Genomic DNA, 17,080 nt, shown 5'->3' on the forward strand with positions numbered 1-17,080 from the left:
CTATTTCTCTAAATGATTATACATGTTGAGTCCGGCTCTTACCTTTAAGTATTCGGATTCGAGAACGTATTTTTCCCGCAGAACGTCGACAGTCCGACCGAAAACTTCCGCTATCTGAACGGATTGTAAGGTTCCATTTCGGAACAGCCCAAGATTTAATTCGAGTTGTTCTTCCTGGTTTTTCAAAGCTTCCGAGGTAAGCGTAAGACCGTTCTTTAGGGACTCTTCCTGCAAAAGCAGGACTCTGAAATTGGTCTCTTCTTTGGCGCGGATCTCTTCCGCTTTTTTGTTGGCGGCTGCGGATTTGCTTTTCGCTTCCTTGACGGCGCCGATGTCGCCAGGGTTCAACAAGTTCATCTGCAAATAAATTCCGGTATTATACGAAGTTGCGGTGCTTCTGCTTCCGTCATAAGCGTAAGCTTCCGCATAAACGCCCACTTTCGGCAAAAAACGCGATCTTTCGAAATTCACCGCGATTTCCGCTCCTTCGGCATAGGCGGAATATGCTTCCGAGAGTGGGGTTTTTCCTCCCGTTTTGCGATCGGGAAGCGGTAGGTGGAGTTCCGCAAATCGGATCCCACCTTCCCATTTTCGGGCCGGATCCCTTTGGAAGGGATCTCCACTGAGCATTTGTATGATTTCCTCAGCGGCTTGTCTGCGAGCCGAAAAATCGGATTTCATCGATTCCAATTTCAATCTCAAGGATTGTAAGGCGAGAGCTCCGGACTTGTCCAAAGGATTCCCGGATGCTCCGATCCTATAGGATCTTAAAAAACGATCCGATTTTTTGATCAATTCCTCGATTTTTCGCTCCATCTCGTAGGAACTTTCTATCGTTTGAAATGCGATCGAAGTTTCATAATATTCCTTTTTTAGAATGTGTTGTTCTTCGAATCTGTTCCCTTCCAGGTTCTTTTGTTTCAATATCGTGGAGTTTTTCTTGGCCCCGCCCTCGTACAGGGCTAAATCCACTCCTAAGGTTCCTCTCGAATACGTATTGCTTCCCGGATGGTTCAAAGTGTCCTTGGCGGCAAGGTTCAGGGAATTCGAGTTCAGATTCTGATAGGGAAGGTTGTTGGAATCCAGAAAATTGGAAGGACGTTGACGCACGCTGGCGGTGGAAAAATCCCCTTCGTTTGCGGCCCGCTGGCCCAATTTCCCTTGGAAATTCAGTCCCGGGTCGTTCGTATTATAATTTCTTAAATCCGTATAGACCCTGGGAATCCAATGGTATTCTGAATTCTCCTTGGAGATTTCTGCCGCCCGAACTTCCAGAGCCTTGGCTTTAACGGCAGGGGAATGGGTTCTTACTTTTTCCCAAAGGGCCGCGAATCCGAATTTCGATTCCTCCGCGAAGAGCGGCGAATATCCGATAAAAACGATCAGAGGAATTGCTGCGGAAAACGCGACCTTCATGTCAATTCTCGCCGGTAAGACGATAGTCGCAGCTTTTTACTCCGAAGGACTTCAATGGGATTGCCATAGGGCAGAACCCGACGGTCGCGTTCAGGATCATATTTACCGCTACTAAGAGGTTGAGCGCGTATCCCCAAGGGCTTATAAAAAAGCCGACCGCCAGTCCGACGAGGGAAAAGGACCCTGCTATCAGGAAGAGGAGTCTTTCGAGGTGCCATTTTTTAGAATTCGTCATACATATACCCCCATAGGTATTATATACGAACAATACCCTGCCGGGTATATTAAGAAGTCAAGAAAAAACGTCTCTTTTTTGGCGCGGGATGCGGAAAAATCGGATTCGGAAGGGAATTGGGACGACTTATGCCGCCGGTGGAGTTGCGGAGAAATTGCCTCTAAAACCGATCGTAGGATCGGTTAATCGAATGTGCGGCTGGCTCCGAACATGAATGCCGGAATATCCGATTTCAAGGAATGTCTAAATTCCTGTATGCGAACGTCGGTCGCACTAAAGACGGAATGAACCAAGGTCCAATCGCTAGACGGTTTGCCTTTCGTTTGCAAGGGGAAGTAATACAAGAAGGTCATATCGAACTTCCATTTTCCGGATTTGTATCCGAGCCCAAGGGAGGCTAGATCCTGCACCATGATCCCGGCTTGCAGTGCGTTTGTTCCGTCGGATCGAAGTACTCCTGCGTTATGTCTGGCTCCGGCTCGATAAATCCAGGAGTCGGATTCATATTCTCCTCCTATGCCGGCCGCCCAAGAATCGTGATAATCTATGTTTTGGGGGACGGTATTCGTGTTCCCGAAAACGGTCGGGTACCAGGAGGAAGCCAAGACCTGTTTGTATGTGGTATCGTACGAACTATAATTGTAATATAGAAAGTCCACTCCGACCCGAAAATTTTCCTTTCCATAAGAGAATCCGAGTCCGTGTCTTTCCGGAAGAAAGAAGGAAGCGGAGACTCCCGTTCGCCCAGGGTTGGCTCCCACTTGCATGTCCCCATCCAGAGGCAATCTTGCGGAGGTTTGGTAGGAATATGCCGCTTTGAAAGAGTCGGAGATCCGGTAGGTAAGGCCGAAAATTCCGCCCGCAGAAAAGGCGTTTTGGCTTCGGTAATAGAACCCTTGTCCTTGGAGTTGGAAGGTTCCCGTAGGATCATAGTATTTTTGCTCCGCGACTTGGTGAGCATAGATCACCTCTAAGCCCGCCCCGATGAGAAGATTCCCGATCTTGTAAGAGAGAGCGTGAGTGTTTTTGGCTACATAAAACGTGCTGGAATAGGATTCCTTGATCCGTTTCGAGTCTCCGATCGGACCGGAAATATTCAAACCGGACCAATTTTGGAAACTTTGTCCATTCGGAGTTGCACGGAATAATTGGTTTACGTTCCCGTTCCCACCTCCCGGAATGTATATTCCGACTCCGTACGTCAATCGCTCGGATAGGGGTACCCTGAGGGCTAGATAAGGGAGGGGAGCGAGTACATTATATTTTTGAGAATTTTCATAGGCAAGACTCGGGTCGGAATCCAGAAATTGGTCTTTATAAGTGGACCGAATGTAAGGCAAAGACACTCCGAATTCCAGTTCCTTTTTGGAACTCAGGCCTAAATTTGCGGGATTCGTTCCTATATCCATAGGAGATCCGCCTATCGCTAGATTTGTGCCGCCCATTCCACCGTACCGAGCGTTGTGGGAAGGTTGAAATATCCCTACGGAAATAAGATCTTGGCTCGCGATTAAGAGAACTAGGGTGATCGGGAAAAGCGGAAAGATTTTGCGAGGCTTCGCGTAGAGCATTGGAATAATGATTTCGCACGCGATTTTTTTACAAGTGCTTTCTTTTTATAATCCGGTTATTACATTGACGAATCCTGGGCGCTAGGATCGGGAAGGAGCTGATACGGATGGAACCAAGCGAACTCAGATCCCTGAGGCAAGAAACGGATCCTTTGGCTGACGGGGTCGTGCAAAAATATTTCCAAGAGTCCTCGTTTGACAGGTCTAAAACCTTATTTTTCTTCGACTTCTTAGCCAAGAATTCCAATCCGATCCCTCCGGGTCTTCCTCCCTACTTCGAAGATTATTTCAAAGAATCAGAAGTTCTACCGGACTGGACGGACCCGCAACAGATCGCTAGGGCGCAGGGTATATTTAGTCGCTTTGGACCTCAGATCCTGATGATGCTTTGCGTTAAGTCCTTACCGATGGCTTACTCCTGCGGAAACGGCGCTCAAGTTCTTTTGAAAACCGGAAGACTGGTCGAGCAGAAAGGTTCCGTATCCGGCGTGAACCGTCGTCTGATGGAGACGACCCAGTTCGTGATCTCCATATTGCAGTTGAGCGGACTCGGACCGGATGGAAGAGGAGTGAGAGTCGCTCAAAAAGTCCGGCTGATGCACGCGTCGATCCGTTATTTTCTCGCGCAAGGCGGAGATTGGAATCCGGAATGGGGAAGCCCGATCAACCAGGAGGATATGGCCGGAACATTGCAATCTTTTTCGAGCCTGGTTCTCCAAGGATTGGATCTTTCCGGAATCAAATTAACGATAGAAGAAAAAGATTCCTTCGTTCATCTTTGGAGAGTGGTAGGGCATATTTTAGGCGTAAAACCGGAACTTTGTCCCGAAGGATACGAAGCGGCTTACGCCCTCGGAGAATCCATTTTTTTGGACCAAAGAAAGGCATCGGAAGCGGGGCATATCCTGACCCAGTCTTTGATCGACTTTATGGAATACATGCTCCCCGGAAACATATTCGATGGTTTGCCTCTTTATTTTCTCCAGACCTATACGGGAGAAGAGACTTCCAAGGCCTTAGGCTTGCCTTGGCCGCCTAAGGATGATTTGGGGACCTTTATCGAAAAGATCTTCGTGGATCTGGATCTGAAAGCGGACGATGGCAGCGGCTTCAGCAAACTCTCCTCTTATTTTGCGACAAAGCTGTTGTTCTCGATGGATCATTTTTACTACGACGGTAAGAAGGCCAAATTTTGGATTCCGCCGTCGCTCAGGGGAGACTGGGGGATTTAAGGAATGGATTTTTGGCAGTCGATTTGGACGGATCCGGAATACCTGGGTAGGTATACACCTCTAGAGAACCTTCTTCTTTTTCTCGGGGTCGCATTCTGGGCGTATATGTACTTGGAACTTGCGATCGCTCCGTTCAAAACGCACTTTGTCGAAATGCCGGTCTTCATCGCCTGCGGAAATATCATTTGGGAATTTCTTTGGGGATTCGTCATCTCCGAGCCTATGGGCGCCGTTCTTTTATGGGGATACAGGCTCGCGTTTTTATTGGACATCGTCATTTTCTCCCACGTGATCCGGTACGGTAAAAAGCAGATCTCCATTCCTATGAGCGACACCGCTTACAGGTTCCTTTTGGCTTTTTTAGTCGTTTCTTGGGGTGTACTCATTTACACGTTCCACGCGGGAGGGTACGATCTATTTACCGGTTCGAATTCCGCGTACATACTGAATCTGTTCATTTCGGGGTTGTATCCTCTTCTATTCTTTAAAATGCAGAATCCCTCATTGTTCTCTTATCCTGTGTCCTGGGCCAAGCTGGTGGGAAACGGGTTTTTTACGATTTTTCTTTTCCTCTACTTCCCGAAGGAATACTTCGTTTTGACTCTCGGCGTCTTGTGCTTTATCGCCGATTCGTACTACCTGATCGGTTTTAAACGCTCCCACTGACGGATCATGGTTCACGCGAAGTCCGAAAAGATCCCGTACGAGTTGGGAGAGGAAATTTTCGAGGATTCCGTCTCGATCGCGTATCGGGGCTTTTTGGGGGCAGAGCGGAACCCGAAGATCATCCGCGTGCAAAAAGCGGAAGGTCGCGAAGCCTCCGCTTTTTATTTCGTAAACGAATTCGAATTGGGAAAGTTGGTCTCTAGTTCCGGGATCCTTCGCCCCGAGTCTATGCTGGACGTGTCCGAAACGATGTGTCTCGTCTACGAAAACCTTCCGTACGGATTGTTGGCCGAAAGGTTGAAGAGCGGACTTTTCGTGGAGATGGAGGAATTTCTCGAAATGGCGATCTCCTTTTCGGAGAACCTGCTCCAGTTGCATACGGTTGGGATCGTTCATAATCAGATTTCTCCGAACGCTTTTTTTTACGACGAATCCTCGCGCCTTTCTAAACTGGCTTGGTTGAGCGGCGGCTCTTTTCTTCTCTCGGACAAAGGAGGATACGTTCCTCAAAGATACACTTTGGATCTTCTGGCGTACTGTTCGCCGGAAAATACGGGCAGATTGAACCGGGCCGTGGATTCCCGTTCCGACGGATACGCCTTAGGAGCTCTCTTTTACGAAATCCTTTCCGGAACTCCTCCGTTCCGATCGAGCGATCCGTTGGAACTTATCCATTATCATATCGCCAGGTCGCCCGTTCCGCTTACGAAGTTGCGGAAGGATATACCCCAGGCGGTATCGGATGTCGTAGGTAAATTGCTTTCGAAAATGCCGGAGGAAAGATACCAATCCCTGGAGAGTCTCGTCTTCGATCTGAAAGGGATCCGGGATTCGTTGCATTCCAGGCGGAGACTTTCCCAATTCATACCCGGAGTTTACGAAGAAAGGATCGGATTCCGCGACTCCGGAAGAGTTTACGATCGCGAACAGGAGAGGAAGATTTTCGAATCGGCACTCGTCGAGACGACTCGCGGAAAACGGGAGATTTTGTTCGTTCAAGGTAAGTCCGGCACGGGAAAGACGACCTTTGTCGAAAACGCGGTGTCCTATCTGGACATATACTCGGTACATTTCATCAGGGGGAAGTTCGAAGAGGATAAACAGGACATTCCCTATTTCGCATTCCGTCAGATTATGAGCGATCTTCTCAGAACCGTTCTGGAAAGAAAGGAAGAGGAAATCGTAAGGTTAAAAACCTATATTAAGGAAACGTTAGGTGAAAGTTTCGAGATCCTCGCACATTTATTACCCGAGCTCGTGGATCTTTTGTCGATCGGGCAAAAACGAAAGGAGCGTAAAAAAGCCAGGGACGAAAAAACCTTATTCGCGGTAGCCCTGCGTTTCTTGAGTCTTTGCTTCGACCGGAGAAATCCAGGTATCATCCTGTTAGATGATTTGCAATGGGCGGATTCCGCCTCCCAAGCTTTGATCGAATATTTTTTACAGAACGAAGAGTGGGAAGGGATCTTATTCGTTTTGACCAACAGATTGGGAGAGGGGGAATTTTCCGATCCTAAGGCCAGGCAGATCGCGCCCAGTCTGAGGATACGGGAAATCGTACTTTCTCCCCTGAGTAGAGAAAGCGTCCGTAAATACGTCCAGGATAGTCTTTACATAGAGGCGGAAGATGCGAATCGATTGGTGGACGTTCTCATATCGAAGACGGACGGAAACCCGCTGTTTTTGCACCAATTCTTGAGGTCTCTGTTCCAAGACTCCTGTCTGACGTTCCATACTTCCACGGGCAAATATGTTCCGGAATGGGAGCGTATCGTGCATCGTACGGTCACGGAGAACGTTCTTGATCTCGTATTCGAGAGAATTTTAAAACTTCCCGAGGAGACCGCCCTGGTTTTGAGAGTCGGGGCTTGTATCGGAGCGAGGTTCGATCTCAGAGTACTTTACGATTATTTTAAGGATACCCCGAATCTTCTCGTAAGAGGGATCCGAGAAAGCGTTCGAGAAGGGATCCTGTTGTACCAGGAGGCGGGGACCATGCTCTTTCCCGCTTTGCAATACATCACGCAGGGGAAAATCGAGGATTCCGGACTACTTTCCTCCTTATCGGAGGTTCGGTTCCGTTTTTCCCACGACAGAATGAGCCAAGGAATCTCGGATGCCACGGATCCGGTCGAACGCAGGAAAATCCATAAGCGTCTGGCTCTGATACTCATAGAAAAACAAAAACAGAACGGGACCTCCTCCTTGGTCCTAGAAATCGCGAGTCATTTGGTCCGCTCCCAAGAACTGCAAGAAGACGAGGAAAATAGCGAGGATTTTTTCCGTTATATGGTACTCGCCGGAAACGCTTCCAAAGCGGCAGCCGCTTATGAATCCGCATATTCGATTTTCAGTCTTCTTTCCTCGCATCTGAAAAAAAGACATTGGAATTCCGAGAGAAAGACAGCTTTCGGAATCATGAAGTCTCTGGCAGAATCCGCCTATTATCTTTTTAAGAAAGAGGAAGCGGAGCGGATCGTTCAGGAATTATTGAACCAGACGGAGAATGCGATCGAAAAGGCGGAGATCTACCTCATGCAGTTGGAGGTGATGAACGTATATAACGATTTGGAAGCCGCTTATCGTATCGGGGTCGATGCATTGGAATGCTTAGGAATCCGATTCAGGGAAAAACCGGGAGTTTTGGATCTGTCTTGGGAATTCCTAAAGATGATGGTTTATTCCAGAGGTAGAAGTCCGGAGAAGTTGGTCGAAGCGAAGGAAAACAAGAATCCGCATAAGGTGGAGGCGGTCAACATCATAGTCAACCTGCTGAATTACGGAAAGCACATGGACGAGACCGTAATGGCGTATCTTTATCTGAAATTGATCAATCTCACTTTAAAGGAAGGAAATTCTCCTCCTAGCTTTTTCGGATACGCGGGTTTCGGTTCCGTGATTCTCGCCGGAACGGGGAACTTTAAACTTTCGCTCCGTTATTGGCAATTGGCCGAAGCCGTTTTGGAACGTTTCGGTGCGGATCACCTTTACGGGAGATATATATTCGGCCGAACGATTCTTCTGGATTACTTCAGGCATCCTTTCCGATCGATCGTCGATTTTGCGGAGGAAGCCTATCAAAAATGCCTACAGTACGGGGACTATCTGTGGGCCGGTTTTGCTTTGGTTTCCCAGAATATGTACCAGTTGTATTCCTCCGAAACGTCCCAATCTTATCGGGAAAAGATACGGGAAAATGCCGATAGGGGATCGAAACTAAATTATGATATTCTAAATATTTTCTTCCATACCTCGGAATCTTATCTCGACGGATTGGAAGGGCAATCGGTAGAGACGATCAAATTCAAGGGTTCGATTCTGGGTTATCCGGATTTCGAATCCGGAGTTCTGGACGTAACCGGCAATGGAACCGCGAATTCCTGGTATTCGACTTTGATAGGATCGTCGGCATACTTGGCTCAGAATTACAGCGAGGCGGAGAGGATTCTGGAGAAATACAAGGATGATGTGGAAAAGTCCAGAATTCTTTTCTTATATTCCGAATTCAGATTTTACAAGTCTTTGCTTCTGATCCGGATGTCCGAAAAGGGAAGGAATCTGACTCTGAGAGAAAGATTTTTCGTTAGAAATTCCCGTTTCCTGTTCACGAGATGGGAAAAGATCTATCCTTCCGCTTTCCTTACGTATTCCGCGGTATTGAAGGCGGAAATCGCCGAATACAAGGGCAAGTCGGATCTTGCGAATTTTTATTTCGAATCTGCGATCCATGAATTGGAAGTCGAATCCAGCGACCTAAGAAAAGCGATCGTATTCGAGCATGCCGCGCGGTGGAATATAAAACAGGACCGTATCGTTTACGGGAAGTTTCTGCTTCAAAATTCGATCCGATTCTACGGATACTGGGGAGCCAAGATACTCGCAGATCGACTGCGGGAGGAATTCGAGGAATTGTTACGGACTTCCGACGGAGGAAAACGTTCCGCAGGAAGGATTCTTTCGGACTCTACGCTTACTTCTTATAACTTGGATATGCGCACGGTATTGAAGGCTTCGCAGAGTATTTCCGGCGTGATCGAACTGAACGAACTTCTGAGACAGTTGGTGCGTACGATCATGGAAAACGCCGCAGCGACCAGAGGTTTCCTGGTTTTGCCTGTCGGAAAAGAACTCTATCTACGAGCGGGATCGGACATAGAAGAGCCAGGATTTTTGCCGAAGTCGATCGGTTTGGACGAAGCCGGACACTTACTTCCGACCGAAGTGATCTACTTTTGTTTCCGTTCCGGGCAGAAAATCCTTTTGGCGGACGCGTCCAAGGATCCGTTATATTCCGTAAATTCCTATGTTCGCAGGAGTAAGCCGAAATCGCTTCTATGTATGCCGATCACGAAACAGGGACGCACTCTTTGCGTGTTGTATTTGGAAAACAGACTTACTTCCGGAATTTTCGACCAACATCGTTTGGAAATTTTGGAGATCCTTTCCGCGCAGGCCGCAATTTCCCTAGAGAACGCAAAACTGTACGAAGAAATCACTTCCATGAATTCGGAATTGGAAAAGAAGGTCGCCGAACGCACGGAAGAATTGGAGCAATCCCTGGAGATCATTCGAAAGGATATGATCTATTCCAAACGGATCCAGCGGAGTATTCTTCCGGAGCATTTTACTATTCCCCGATTGAGGTATTCCGTGAATTATCATCCCATGGACGAGGTGGGAGGGGATTTCTACGATCTATCCAAGGTAAAGGAAGGTAAATATAGGTTTTTTCTGGCGGACGCGACCGGTCACGGGGTCCAGGCGGCGCTCGTAACCATGGCTATAAAAGGGGAATACGAGAACTTGAAATTCAAATTCGACGACCCAGGGCAATTGTTATCCGAATTAAATAATGCAATTTTAATGAAATATAAAACCCTTTACTTTACCGCCGTACTCGCCGACCTGGATCTGAGCGAAATGAAAATGCGATACGCCTCCGCCGGCCATGTTTCCCAATACCTGATACACGACAGCGAAGCAAGCGAACTCTCCAAAACCGGCGCAATTCTGGGTTTTATGAAGGATTATCCGTATAAGACCGAAGGGATGCCGCTTCATTCCGGGGATCGTCTTTATTTATTTTCCGACGGAGTCTTCGAGGAGTTCGACGTGGATAAGGTCGAATACGGCGAGAGCCGGTTTTTGGATTCCGTTAAGTCGACAAGGCATTTCGAACCGCAACAGCAAGCCGAGAAGATCATTCATTCGTTGCACGAATTTCTAGACGGGGAGTCCGTCCAGGACGATATTACTTTGATCGTTCTCGCCGTAGAATGAGTCTTACGGTTCTCGAAGGAGAAGTTTAGATTTGCTGGGTTTTTTCGTAGTCTTTTATATTCTGATCACGATCCTTGTGGGGGCGTTCGCCTCCAAATTCGTTCGGAGCTCCACGGACTACGTTCTTGCGGGAAGAAGGCTTCCGCTTTTTCTCGCGTCTTCCGCGTTATTCGCCACTTGGTTCGGGTCCGAAACGTTGATGGGGGCTTCCTCTAAATTCGTGGACGGAGGGATTCTCTCCGTAATCGAAGATCCTTTCGGTGCGGCTCTTTGTCTTTTCCTGGTCGGATTCGTTTTTGCAAGACCGTTGTATCGGATGAATATCCTTACGTTCGGAGATTTGTATCGGAACAGGTTCGGTAGGAAGGTGGAATTTCTTTCTTCCCTTTTTATGATTCCCTCTTACTTCGGATGGATCGCCGCACAATTGGTGGCTATGGGGATCGTGTTGAATTCCTTGTTCGACTTCGAAATATATGTCGGGATTCTGATCGCCGCGGTCGTAGTGCTCGTCTATACGTATGTGGGAGGGATGTGGGCGATTTCGATTACCGATTTTGCGCAGACGATCCTCATCGTATTGGGTTTGAGCGTTTTGGTTTGGGACCTGATGGAAAAGGCGGGAGGGATTCAAACCCTGACTTCCGATTCTAGGCCAGGCTTCTTCGATTTTCTTCCTCCTCCGAAATTGGACGCCGTGTTGGCCTATATAGCGGCGTGGATCACGATCGGGTTAGGTTCCGTTCCGCAGCAGGATATCTTTCAGAGAGTGATGTCTTCCAAATCCGAAAAGGTGGCGGTGTATTCCTCTTACTTAGGTGCTTTGATGTATCTGACCGTGGCATTTCTGCCTTTGTTGGCCGGATATTTCGCAAGGAAAGTCTATCCCGATATCGCGGTAGGCGACAATCAGATGATCCTGCCTCAGGTAGTGCTGACCCATTCCGGTCTTCTGATTCAGATTCTTTTTTTCGGAGCCGTACTCTCCGCCATCCTAAGTACCGCCTCCGGCGCCATCCTGGCTCCGGCGACCGTACTGGGGGAAAATCTGATCCGTCCTTTTATGAAAGATCCGAACGAGGCTCTCTTGCTGCGGACTCTACGTTTGTCCGTATTATCCGTTACCGCTGTCTCTACGGGAATGGCGTTAAGCGAAACGAATATCTATCAATTAGTCGCCGATTCCTCGTCCATCAGTTTGGTTTCTCTCTTCGTCCCTCTTGTGGCCGCCCTTTTTTGGAAAAGATCCAATGCGACCGGAGCGATCTTCGCGATGTTTTGGGGAACGATTGCCTGGATCAGTTTTAAACTTTTCGGACCGGACTGGCTTCCGGCTTCTCTTCCCGGATTAGCGATCAGTTTTTTAGGACAATGGACGGGGGTTTATTTTCCGATTTCCCGGTTAGAATCCCCGAAAGATCCTTAAGCGGAAACACGGTTGCGACCGCCGGATTTGGATTGGTATAGTTTCTCATCCGCTACCTTAAGAAAATCCTCGGCGCTCTGGTCCGGTTCCAAAGTGGAAATTCCTATACTCACCGTGACCCGCCATGGAATCCCTTCGAAGATTTCGGATTCTATTCGATTCCGGATCCTTTCGGCTACGAAGAGAGCTCCGTCTTTGCCCGTATTCGTCAAGATGATGCAGAACTCTTCTCCGCCGTATCGGGCAGCGACGTCGCAATCCCTTACTAGGCCCATCAACAATCCTCCGATTCGAGAGAGCAATCGGTCTCCGGTCAAATGTCCGAGCATGTCGTTCGCCTTCTTAAAATTGTCCAGATCCAAGAGTAGGGCGGACACGGGAAAATCGTAACGCTTGGACGCGGAAAGCATGGTGTTCATCGCCTCCATTAGATGTCGCCTATTGTATAATCCGGTCAGTTGGTCCTTGTGCGAAAGTTCGAGTAGGTTACGATTCGATTCCTCCAATTGCAGTTGGAGAAAATTCGCCTTCAGCCGCGCCTTCTCCACTATTACGGAAGAAAACAGGCTTCCGGTGCTGAATGCGATGATCGGAGCGACGGTGCTGAAATCTATTTTTTCGTTTAACACGAATTCATATCCGACCAGAAACCAGGAAAAGTTCACCGCTACGACCAGTACATAGGTTATGATACTGGTCCGTACGAATAAGGGCAGGGTAAGAAGGCCGAAACAGTAGGCGGAATAATCAGTTATGTGCGCCAAGTCCACGAGAGTGAGGGACGTGGTCAAAAGAGTCGCCCCGACGGCGTAAACATTCGTGAGGATACGCAAGGATTTCGTATCGGAAATTGCGCTTAGCAGAAAATACCAAGCGATGGAAAAGACCGCTATCGTTCCGAACGTGAGGATATATAAATATTGTATTATACTTCCCTCCGGCAGTCCGGGAGACACCGAATACTGTACGATCAATAATGCGGAGATCAGGATGGAGGAGATGCAGAGTACTCTCACGGTCTTGCCGTTGTCTGTCGCACGTATCTCCCTGATTTGGGAGGATTTTGCCCTAAGCAGATCTTCGTTGATAAAGTCCCAGATTTTCATGGCCGATCAGATTCATAGACGGATGATCGTTGCGGATTTAACACTTAGATCGTTCGGAGTCGGCCGGTATTTTATAATTTTTTTCTTAACGAAAATATGGGATCTTAGGGAAGGAAATATGCTTCCGCTTTCGTCTCATATCCGAAGGGTAAAAGGACAACCGTCCGATTTTTTAGAACCCTTTGAATCTTTCCGCCGCCAAACGTTCCAATGTTTCCCTATGATTCGGATGAGAGATCCGAATGAGTTCGTTCGCCCTCTGGCGTAGGTTTTTTCCGTACAAATCCGCCACTCCGTATTCGGTAACGATGTAATGAACATGTGCTCGTGTGGTCGTGATGCTTGCTCCCGGTTTTAACATGGCCACGATTCTGGATTCTCCTTTGGAAGTGGTGGAGGGGAGCGCGATGATCGGTTTTCCTCCTTCGGACAAGGAAGCACCGCGGATAAAATCCATTTGTCCTCCCACTCCCGAAAATTGGCGTGTGCCTATGGAGTCCGCGCAAATCTGTCCGGTAAGATCCACTTCGATTGCGGAATTGATTGCGGTGACTTTCGGGTTCTTTCGGATCACGGAGGTATCGTTAACGTAAGCTATATCCAATAACAGAACTTCGGGGTTATCGTCGATAAAGTCGTACAATCTTTTGGTTCCCATAACGAACCCGCTCACCACTTTTCCCGGGTGTTTCTTTTTCTTCAGTCCGTTGACGATTCCTTTTTCGATCAAAGGAATCGCTCCGTCCGAAAACATTTCCGTGTGAATTCCTAGATCTTTGTGATTCGACAAACAGGAAAGTACCGCGTTCGGAATCGCTCCGATTCCCATCTGTAATGTTGCGCCGTCCTCGACCAATCCCGCCACATGCTTTCCGATCAACGTCTCCACTTCGCTAGTAGGAAAAGTCGCCGCCTCCAGCAGCGGAGTATGTCCCTCCACGATGGAGTGGATCTTACTTACGTGCAGGATCCCGTCTCCATGGGTCCGCGGCATGTTGTTGTTCACTTGGGCAATCACGATTTTTGCCGTATCGACCGCCGCCTTGGCTATGTCTACGGAAACTCCCAAGGAACAGAATCCGTGCTTGTCCGGAGGAGACACGGAGATCAGAGCGACATCGATCGGGAGGATTCCCTTTCGGAATAGGGAAGGACATTCGCTTAAGAAAACGGGAACGTAATCCGCCCGACCTTCTTCCACAGCCTTGCGCATATTCGCGGCTACGAAAAGCGCATTGATTTTAAAGCTTTCTTCCATACCCGGCGAGCTGTAAGGAGCTTCCCCTTCTGTATGGATGTGGACAATCTCCACGTTTTTAAGTTCTCGCGATCGATTGGCAAGGGCTTGGATGAGAAGTGGAGGGGCCGCAAAAACGCTATGAATGAAAACGCGATCGTTGGACCGGATGGAAGATACTGCTTGGGCGGCTGTGGTAAATCGTTGGTTCATGTTCGGATCGAAAACTCGCTAGACTAAATTCTAGTTATACAGGGATATTAGATTCTAAAGTTGGATTTTTTAGTTCGAGTTTCTTTCTAAAAGTAAAATTTTCTCCCTTTCTTCGGAATCTTAGAAAGGCTGGTTGTATTATGGAGTCAACTGCCACCGCCCCCCGTAATAAAGTCTCATTGAGCGAGCCATTTTTGATCTTTCTTTTGGCTAGCATCCAATTCACCCATATCATGGATTTCATGATCATGTTTCCGCTGCAGGATTATTTTCTAAAGCAGTTCGCGATCGATACGGGTGTGTTTTCTTTCGTTCTTTCTTCCTATTCCTATGCCGCTGCGGCAGCCGCCTTATTGGGGGCGAACTTTATAGATCGTTTCAATCGCAAGTCCGCGGCGATCTTTCTGTATTCCGGATTCATTATCGGAACGGCGCTTTGCGCGGTGGCGGATTCCTTTTATTTTCTGTTGGCAGCTCGTATCATCGCGGGAACCTTCGGCGGTATGATCGGCGGGATCGTGCTTTCCATCATCGGAGACGTACTTCCGATCGAAAGAAGGGGAAGAGCTATGGGTGCGGTGATGGGAGCTTTTTCCGTGGCTTCCGTCGCAGGGGTTCCCATCGGACTCTGGATCGCTCATGCCTTCTCCTGGAATTACACGTTCGGGTTCGTGGTCGTATTGAGTCTTCCGATCTTACTTACCGCCATCGTCTATCTGCCTAGTATCCCTTCGAAGCAAGCCAAAACCAGCGCTCTGGACTTTTCCCAATTGGTTGCGGTCCTTTCGGATCGGAACCACTTGAAAGCGATCGCGTTCTTTATGTCCGTGATCTTGGGCGGATTCGTGGTAGTTACCTCGATCGCAGTCTATATGGAAAGAAACGTGGGATTTTCCAAACAGGATGTCCAGTTGATCTATCTGATCGGAGGACTTTGCACGTTTTTCTCCTCTCGCTTTATCGGAATTATGGCGGACAAATACGGAAAGCATAAGGTTTTTCTAAATATGGTTCTCGTTGCGATCGTGCCCATCATCGTATTGACCCATTTGCCTAAGGTGCCTTTGCCTCTTGCTCTACTCGTGACGACTAGCTTTATGGTCTTGGTCTCTGGAAGAATCATTCCGGCGATGGCTTTGATGACCTCCGCAGTCCGACCGGAACTGAGGGGAAGTTTTATGTCCGTCAGCTCCGGACTCCAGAGTGTTGCCACCGGTTTGGGAGCTACGATCGCAGGCTTTGTTCTGGTGACCCAGCCCGACGGGTCTTTTGCGCGCTTCGATATCGTCGGCTATCTTGCAGTGGGGTTCAACCTGATCGGTTTGTATCTTTCCCGTAAAGTACGGATCGTTTCCTAAGACGGTAGACCCTGTACCAATGCGATCTGGATTTTGCAAAAAATTTCGGACATTTCTTGACTTTTTAAAGAGACAGAATACGTTCTGGCCACACGTAAAGGAGGTGGTTTAGTGAGTAGCGATAGTTGCAGCAAGAAATTGACCTGTGAGGTGGCTGAGCAATAGCCCAAGCCGCTTGCAAAAAAGGCCCTTTGGGACCTATTGCAATACCATCAGACCACTGGCCTTTCTGAGCTCCGAAAATTGGTCACTTTCGGGCTCTATTCGGATACCAAAAATATCCGAGCGGATGCAGACGCTCAGAAGGTTTTAGTTTCCTTTCCCGTCTTTTTTCAATTTCATTTTCGATCGAAATCCGGTAACCGAAAGAACGTGAATCGCCGCGCCGAGTAGAATATTCGGCTTTGAAAATTCCTCCTCCGATCGAAAACTGGCGAACGGATCTTCCAGAATGAAGCGTGCTTTGATTTTATCCGGTGGCGGGGCTCGAGGAGCTTACCAGGCAGGTGTCTTAAAATATCTGGAAGAAATCGGATACAAGCCCGACATCGTCTGCGGTACTTCCGTGGGAGCGATTACCGCTTCGGCCATCGGCTGCGGGCTGGATGCGAGGCAGATCGTAGAACTTTGGAAATCCATAGAAGTTCAAAAAGTCATGAAGTATTCCGTCTGGAACGATTTTCTGGATCTGATCTTCCGAAGATTTTCTCCCTTGGCGGATACGACTCCTCTGAAACACCTGCTCTACTCCCATCTAGATTTTCGTAAGCTTCGCAAAAATCCGGTCCAGGTCATCATTACCGCCGTGAATATCCTGACGGCGGAATTGGTATTTTTTCGGAATAAGGACATAGATATCGAACACGTAATGGCATCCTCCGCGATTCCGTTGATTTTTCCCTGGCAGTACGTGGACGGAAAACCTCACTGGGACGGGGGAATCATGGCCAACACTCCCATCTTGCCTGCGGTGGAACGAGGAGCTACGGATATCGTGGTCGTCCTTCTTTCCCCGGTGGGAGGAGTGAATATGCCTCTCCCAAGGAGTCGAAGGGAAGGCCTGGAACGGGTATTCGAACTTTCCCTCATCGGTTCCTTTCAGACGGTGATGTCCAATCTGCAATACGAAAGGAAGAAAAGAAGAAGGTCCCCCAAAGGGTTCTTTCGCGAAGCGATTTACTCTTTTGCGGAAAAGGAAAACCCCGAGATTCGGATTCGAGTCATCGGCCCTAGAACCTCTCTCGGCTTCGGGAGCATTCTGAATTTTTCCCAAGTCCAAGCGGATTATCTTATCAGCCGCGGTTATGAAGACGCCAAAGTCCAGTACGGAGAGGATTGAG

General features: G+C 48.4%; 11 protein-coding genes. 6 read left to right on the forward strand and 5 right to left on the reverse strand.

The features are described from left to right. The 3 genes from EHO60_RS12465 to EHO60_RS12475 all read right to left on the reverse strand — a co-directional run bounded on the left by EHO60_RS12465 (position 1) and on the right by EHO60_RS12475 (position 3,222). Positions 1-1,416, reverse strand: a complete 1,416-nt coding sequence (locus EHO60_RS12465; protein ID WP_135768535.1) for a TolC family protein — start codon at positions 1,414-1,416, stop codon at positions 1-3. A gap of 1 nt (position 1,417) precedes the next feature. Continuing rightward, positions 1,418-1,651 (reverse strand): YgaP family membrane protein, encoded by a 234-nt coding sequence (locus EHO60_RS12470; RefSeq protein WP_425460293.1) that lies wholly within the window; start codon positions 1,649-1,651, stop codon positions 1,418-1,420. Positions 1,652-1,833: 182 nt separating this feature from the next. Continuing rightward, positions 1,834-3,222: an OmpP1/FadL family transporter gene (locus EHO60_RS12475; RefSeq protein WP_135768536.1), complete on the reverse strand. Its 1,389-nt coding sequence runs from the start codon at positions 3,220-3,222 to the stop codon at positions 1,834-1,836. Positions 3,223-3,329: 107 nt separating this feature from the next. On the opposite strand from EHO60_RS12475, the gene EHO60_RS12480 reads away from it, so the two are divergent. The 4 genes from EHO60_RS12480 to EHO60_RS12495 are packed head-to-tail and all read left to right on the forward strand — an operon-like array spanning position 3,330 to position 11,826. After that, positions 3,330-4,454, forward strand: coding sequence for an oxygenase MpaB family protein (locus tag EHO60_RS12480; RefSeq protein WP_135768537.1), 1,125 nt, complete (start codon positions 3,330-3,332; stop codon positions 4,452-4,454). Between the two features lie 3 nt (positions 4,455-4,457). Next, a complete protein-coding gene (locus EHO60_RS12485; RefSeq protein WP_135768538.1) occupies positions 4,458-5,120 on the forward strand; it encodes a transmembrane-type terpene cyclase in 663 nt (220 codons plus the stop codon). A 6-nt stretch (positions 5,121-5,126) separates the two neighbouring features. Further along, on the forward strand, positions 5,127-10,400 hold the full coding sequence (locus EHO60_RS12490; RefSeq protein WP_135768539.1) for a trifunctional serine/threonine-protein kinase/ATP-binding protein/SpoIIE family protein phosphatase: 5,274 nt from the start codon (positions 5,127-5,129) through the stop codon (positions 10,398-10,400). Positions 10,401-10,431: 31 nt separating this feature from the next. Next, positions 10,432-11,826, forward strand: a complete 1,395-nt coding sequence (locus tag EHO60_RS12495) for a high affinity choline transporter 1 (RefSeq protein ID WP_135768540.1) — start codon at positions 10,432-10,434, stop codon at positions 11,824-11,826. Here the strand turns inward: EHO60_RS12495 and EHO60_RS12500 are convergent. Then, positions 11,823-12,932, reverse strand: coding sequence for a GGDEF domain-containing protein (locus EHO60_RS12500; protein ID WP_135768541.1), 1,110 nt, complete (start codon positions 12,930-12,932; stop codon positions 11,823-11,825). The genes EHO60_RS12495 and EHO60_RS12500 overlap by 4 nt on opposite strands. A gap of 172 nt (positions 12,933-13,104) precedes the next feature. Next, positions 13,105-14,382 carry an acetyl-CoA hydrolase/transferase family protein gene (locus tag EHO60_RS12505; RefSeq protein ID WP_135768542.1) on the reverse strand — a complete coding sequence of 426 codons (1,278 nt, stop codon included), beginning with the start codon at positions 14,380-14,382 and terminating at the stop codon, positions 13,105-13,107. 140 nt (positions 14,383-14,522) lie between these two features. On the opposite strand from EHO60_RS12505, the gene EHO60_RS12510 reads away from it, so the two are divergent. Beyond that, entirely contained in the window at positions 14,523-15,740 is a 1,218-nt protein-coding gene (locus EHO60_RS12510; RefSeq protein ID WP_135768543.1) for an MFS transporter, read from the forward strand. Between the two features lie 451 nt (positions 15,741-16,191). Beyond that, positions 16,192-17,079 carry a patatin-like phospholipase family protein gene (locus EHO60_RS12515; RefSeq protein ID WP_135768544.1) on the forward strand — a complete coding sequence of 296 codons (888 nt, stop codon included), beginning with the start codon at positions 16,192-16,194 and terminating at the stop codon, positions 17,077-17,079. Position 17,080 lies beyond the last annotated feature (1 nt).

The organism is Leptospira fletcheri (assembly GCF_004769195.1).
Lineage (GTDB): Bacteria > Spirochaetota > Leptospiria > Leptospirales > Leptospiraceae > Leptospira_B > Leptospira_B fletcheri.

What these genes read in the sequence shown, in the direction of transcription:
- EHO60_RS12505 (WP_135768542.1), bottom strand. Translation starts at nt 14,382, where the DNA reads ATGAACCAACGATTTACCACAGCCGCCCAAGCAGTATCTTCCATCCGG.
- EHO60_RS12465 (WP_135768535.1), bottom strand. Translation starts at nt 1,416, where the DNA reads ATGAAGGTCGCGTTTTCCGCAGCAATTCCTCTGATCGTTTTTATCGGA.
- EHO60_RS12480 (WP_135768537.1), top strand. Translation starts at nt 3,330, where the DNA reads ATGGAACCAAGCGAACTCAGATCCCTGAGGCAAGAAACGGATCCTTTG.
- EHO60_RS12485 (WP_135768538.1), top strand. Translation starts at nt 4,458, where the DNA reads ATGGATTTTTGGCAGTCGATTTGGACGGATCCGGAATACCTGGGTAGG.
- EHO60_RS12515 (WP_135768544.1), top strand. Translation starts at nt 16,192, where the DNA reads ATGAAGCGTGCTTTGATTTTATCCGGTGGCGGGGCTCGAGGAGCTTAC.
- EHO60_RS12510 (WP_135768543.1), top strand. Translation starts at nt 14,523, where the DNA reads ATGGAGTCAACTGCCACCGCCCCCCGTAATAAAGTCTCATTGAGCGAG.
- EHO60_RS12475 (WP_135768536.1), bottom strand. Translation starts at nt 3,222, where the DNA reads ATGCTCTACGCGAAGCCTCGCAAAATCTTTCCGCTTTTCCCGATCACC.
- EHO60_RS12500 (WP_135768541.1), bottom strand. Translation starts at nt 12,932, where the DNA reads ATGAAAATCTGGGACTTTATCAACGAAGATCTGCTTAGGGCAAAATCC.
- EHO60_RS12470 (WP_425460293.1), bottom strand. Translation starts at nt 1,651, where the DNA reads ATGACGAATTCTAAAAAATGGCACCTCGAAAGACTCCTCTTCCTGATA.
- EHO60_RS12490 (WP_135768539.1), top strand. Translation starts at nt 5,127, where the DNA reads ATGGTTCACGCGAAGTCCGAAAAGATCCCGTACGAGTTGGGAGAGGAA.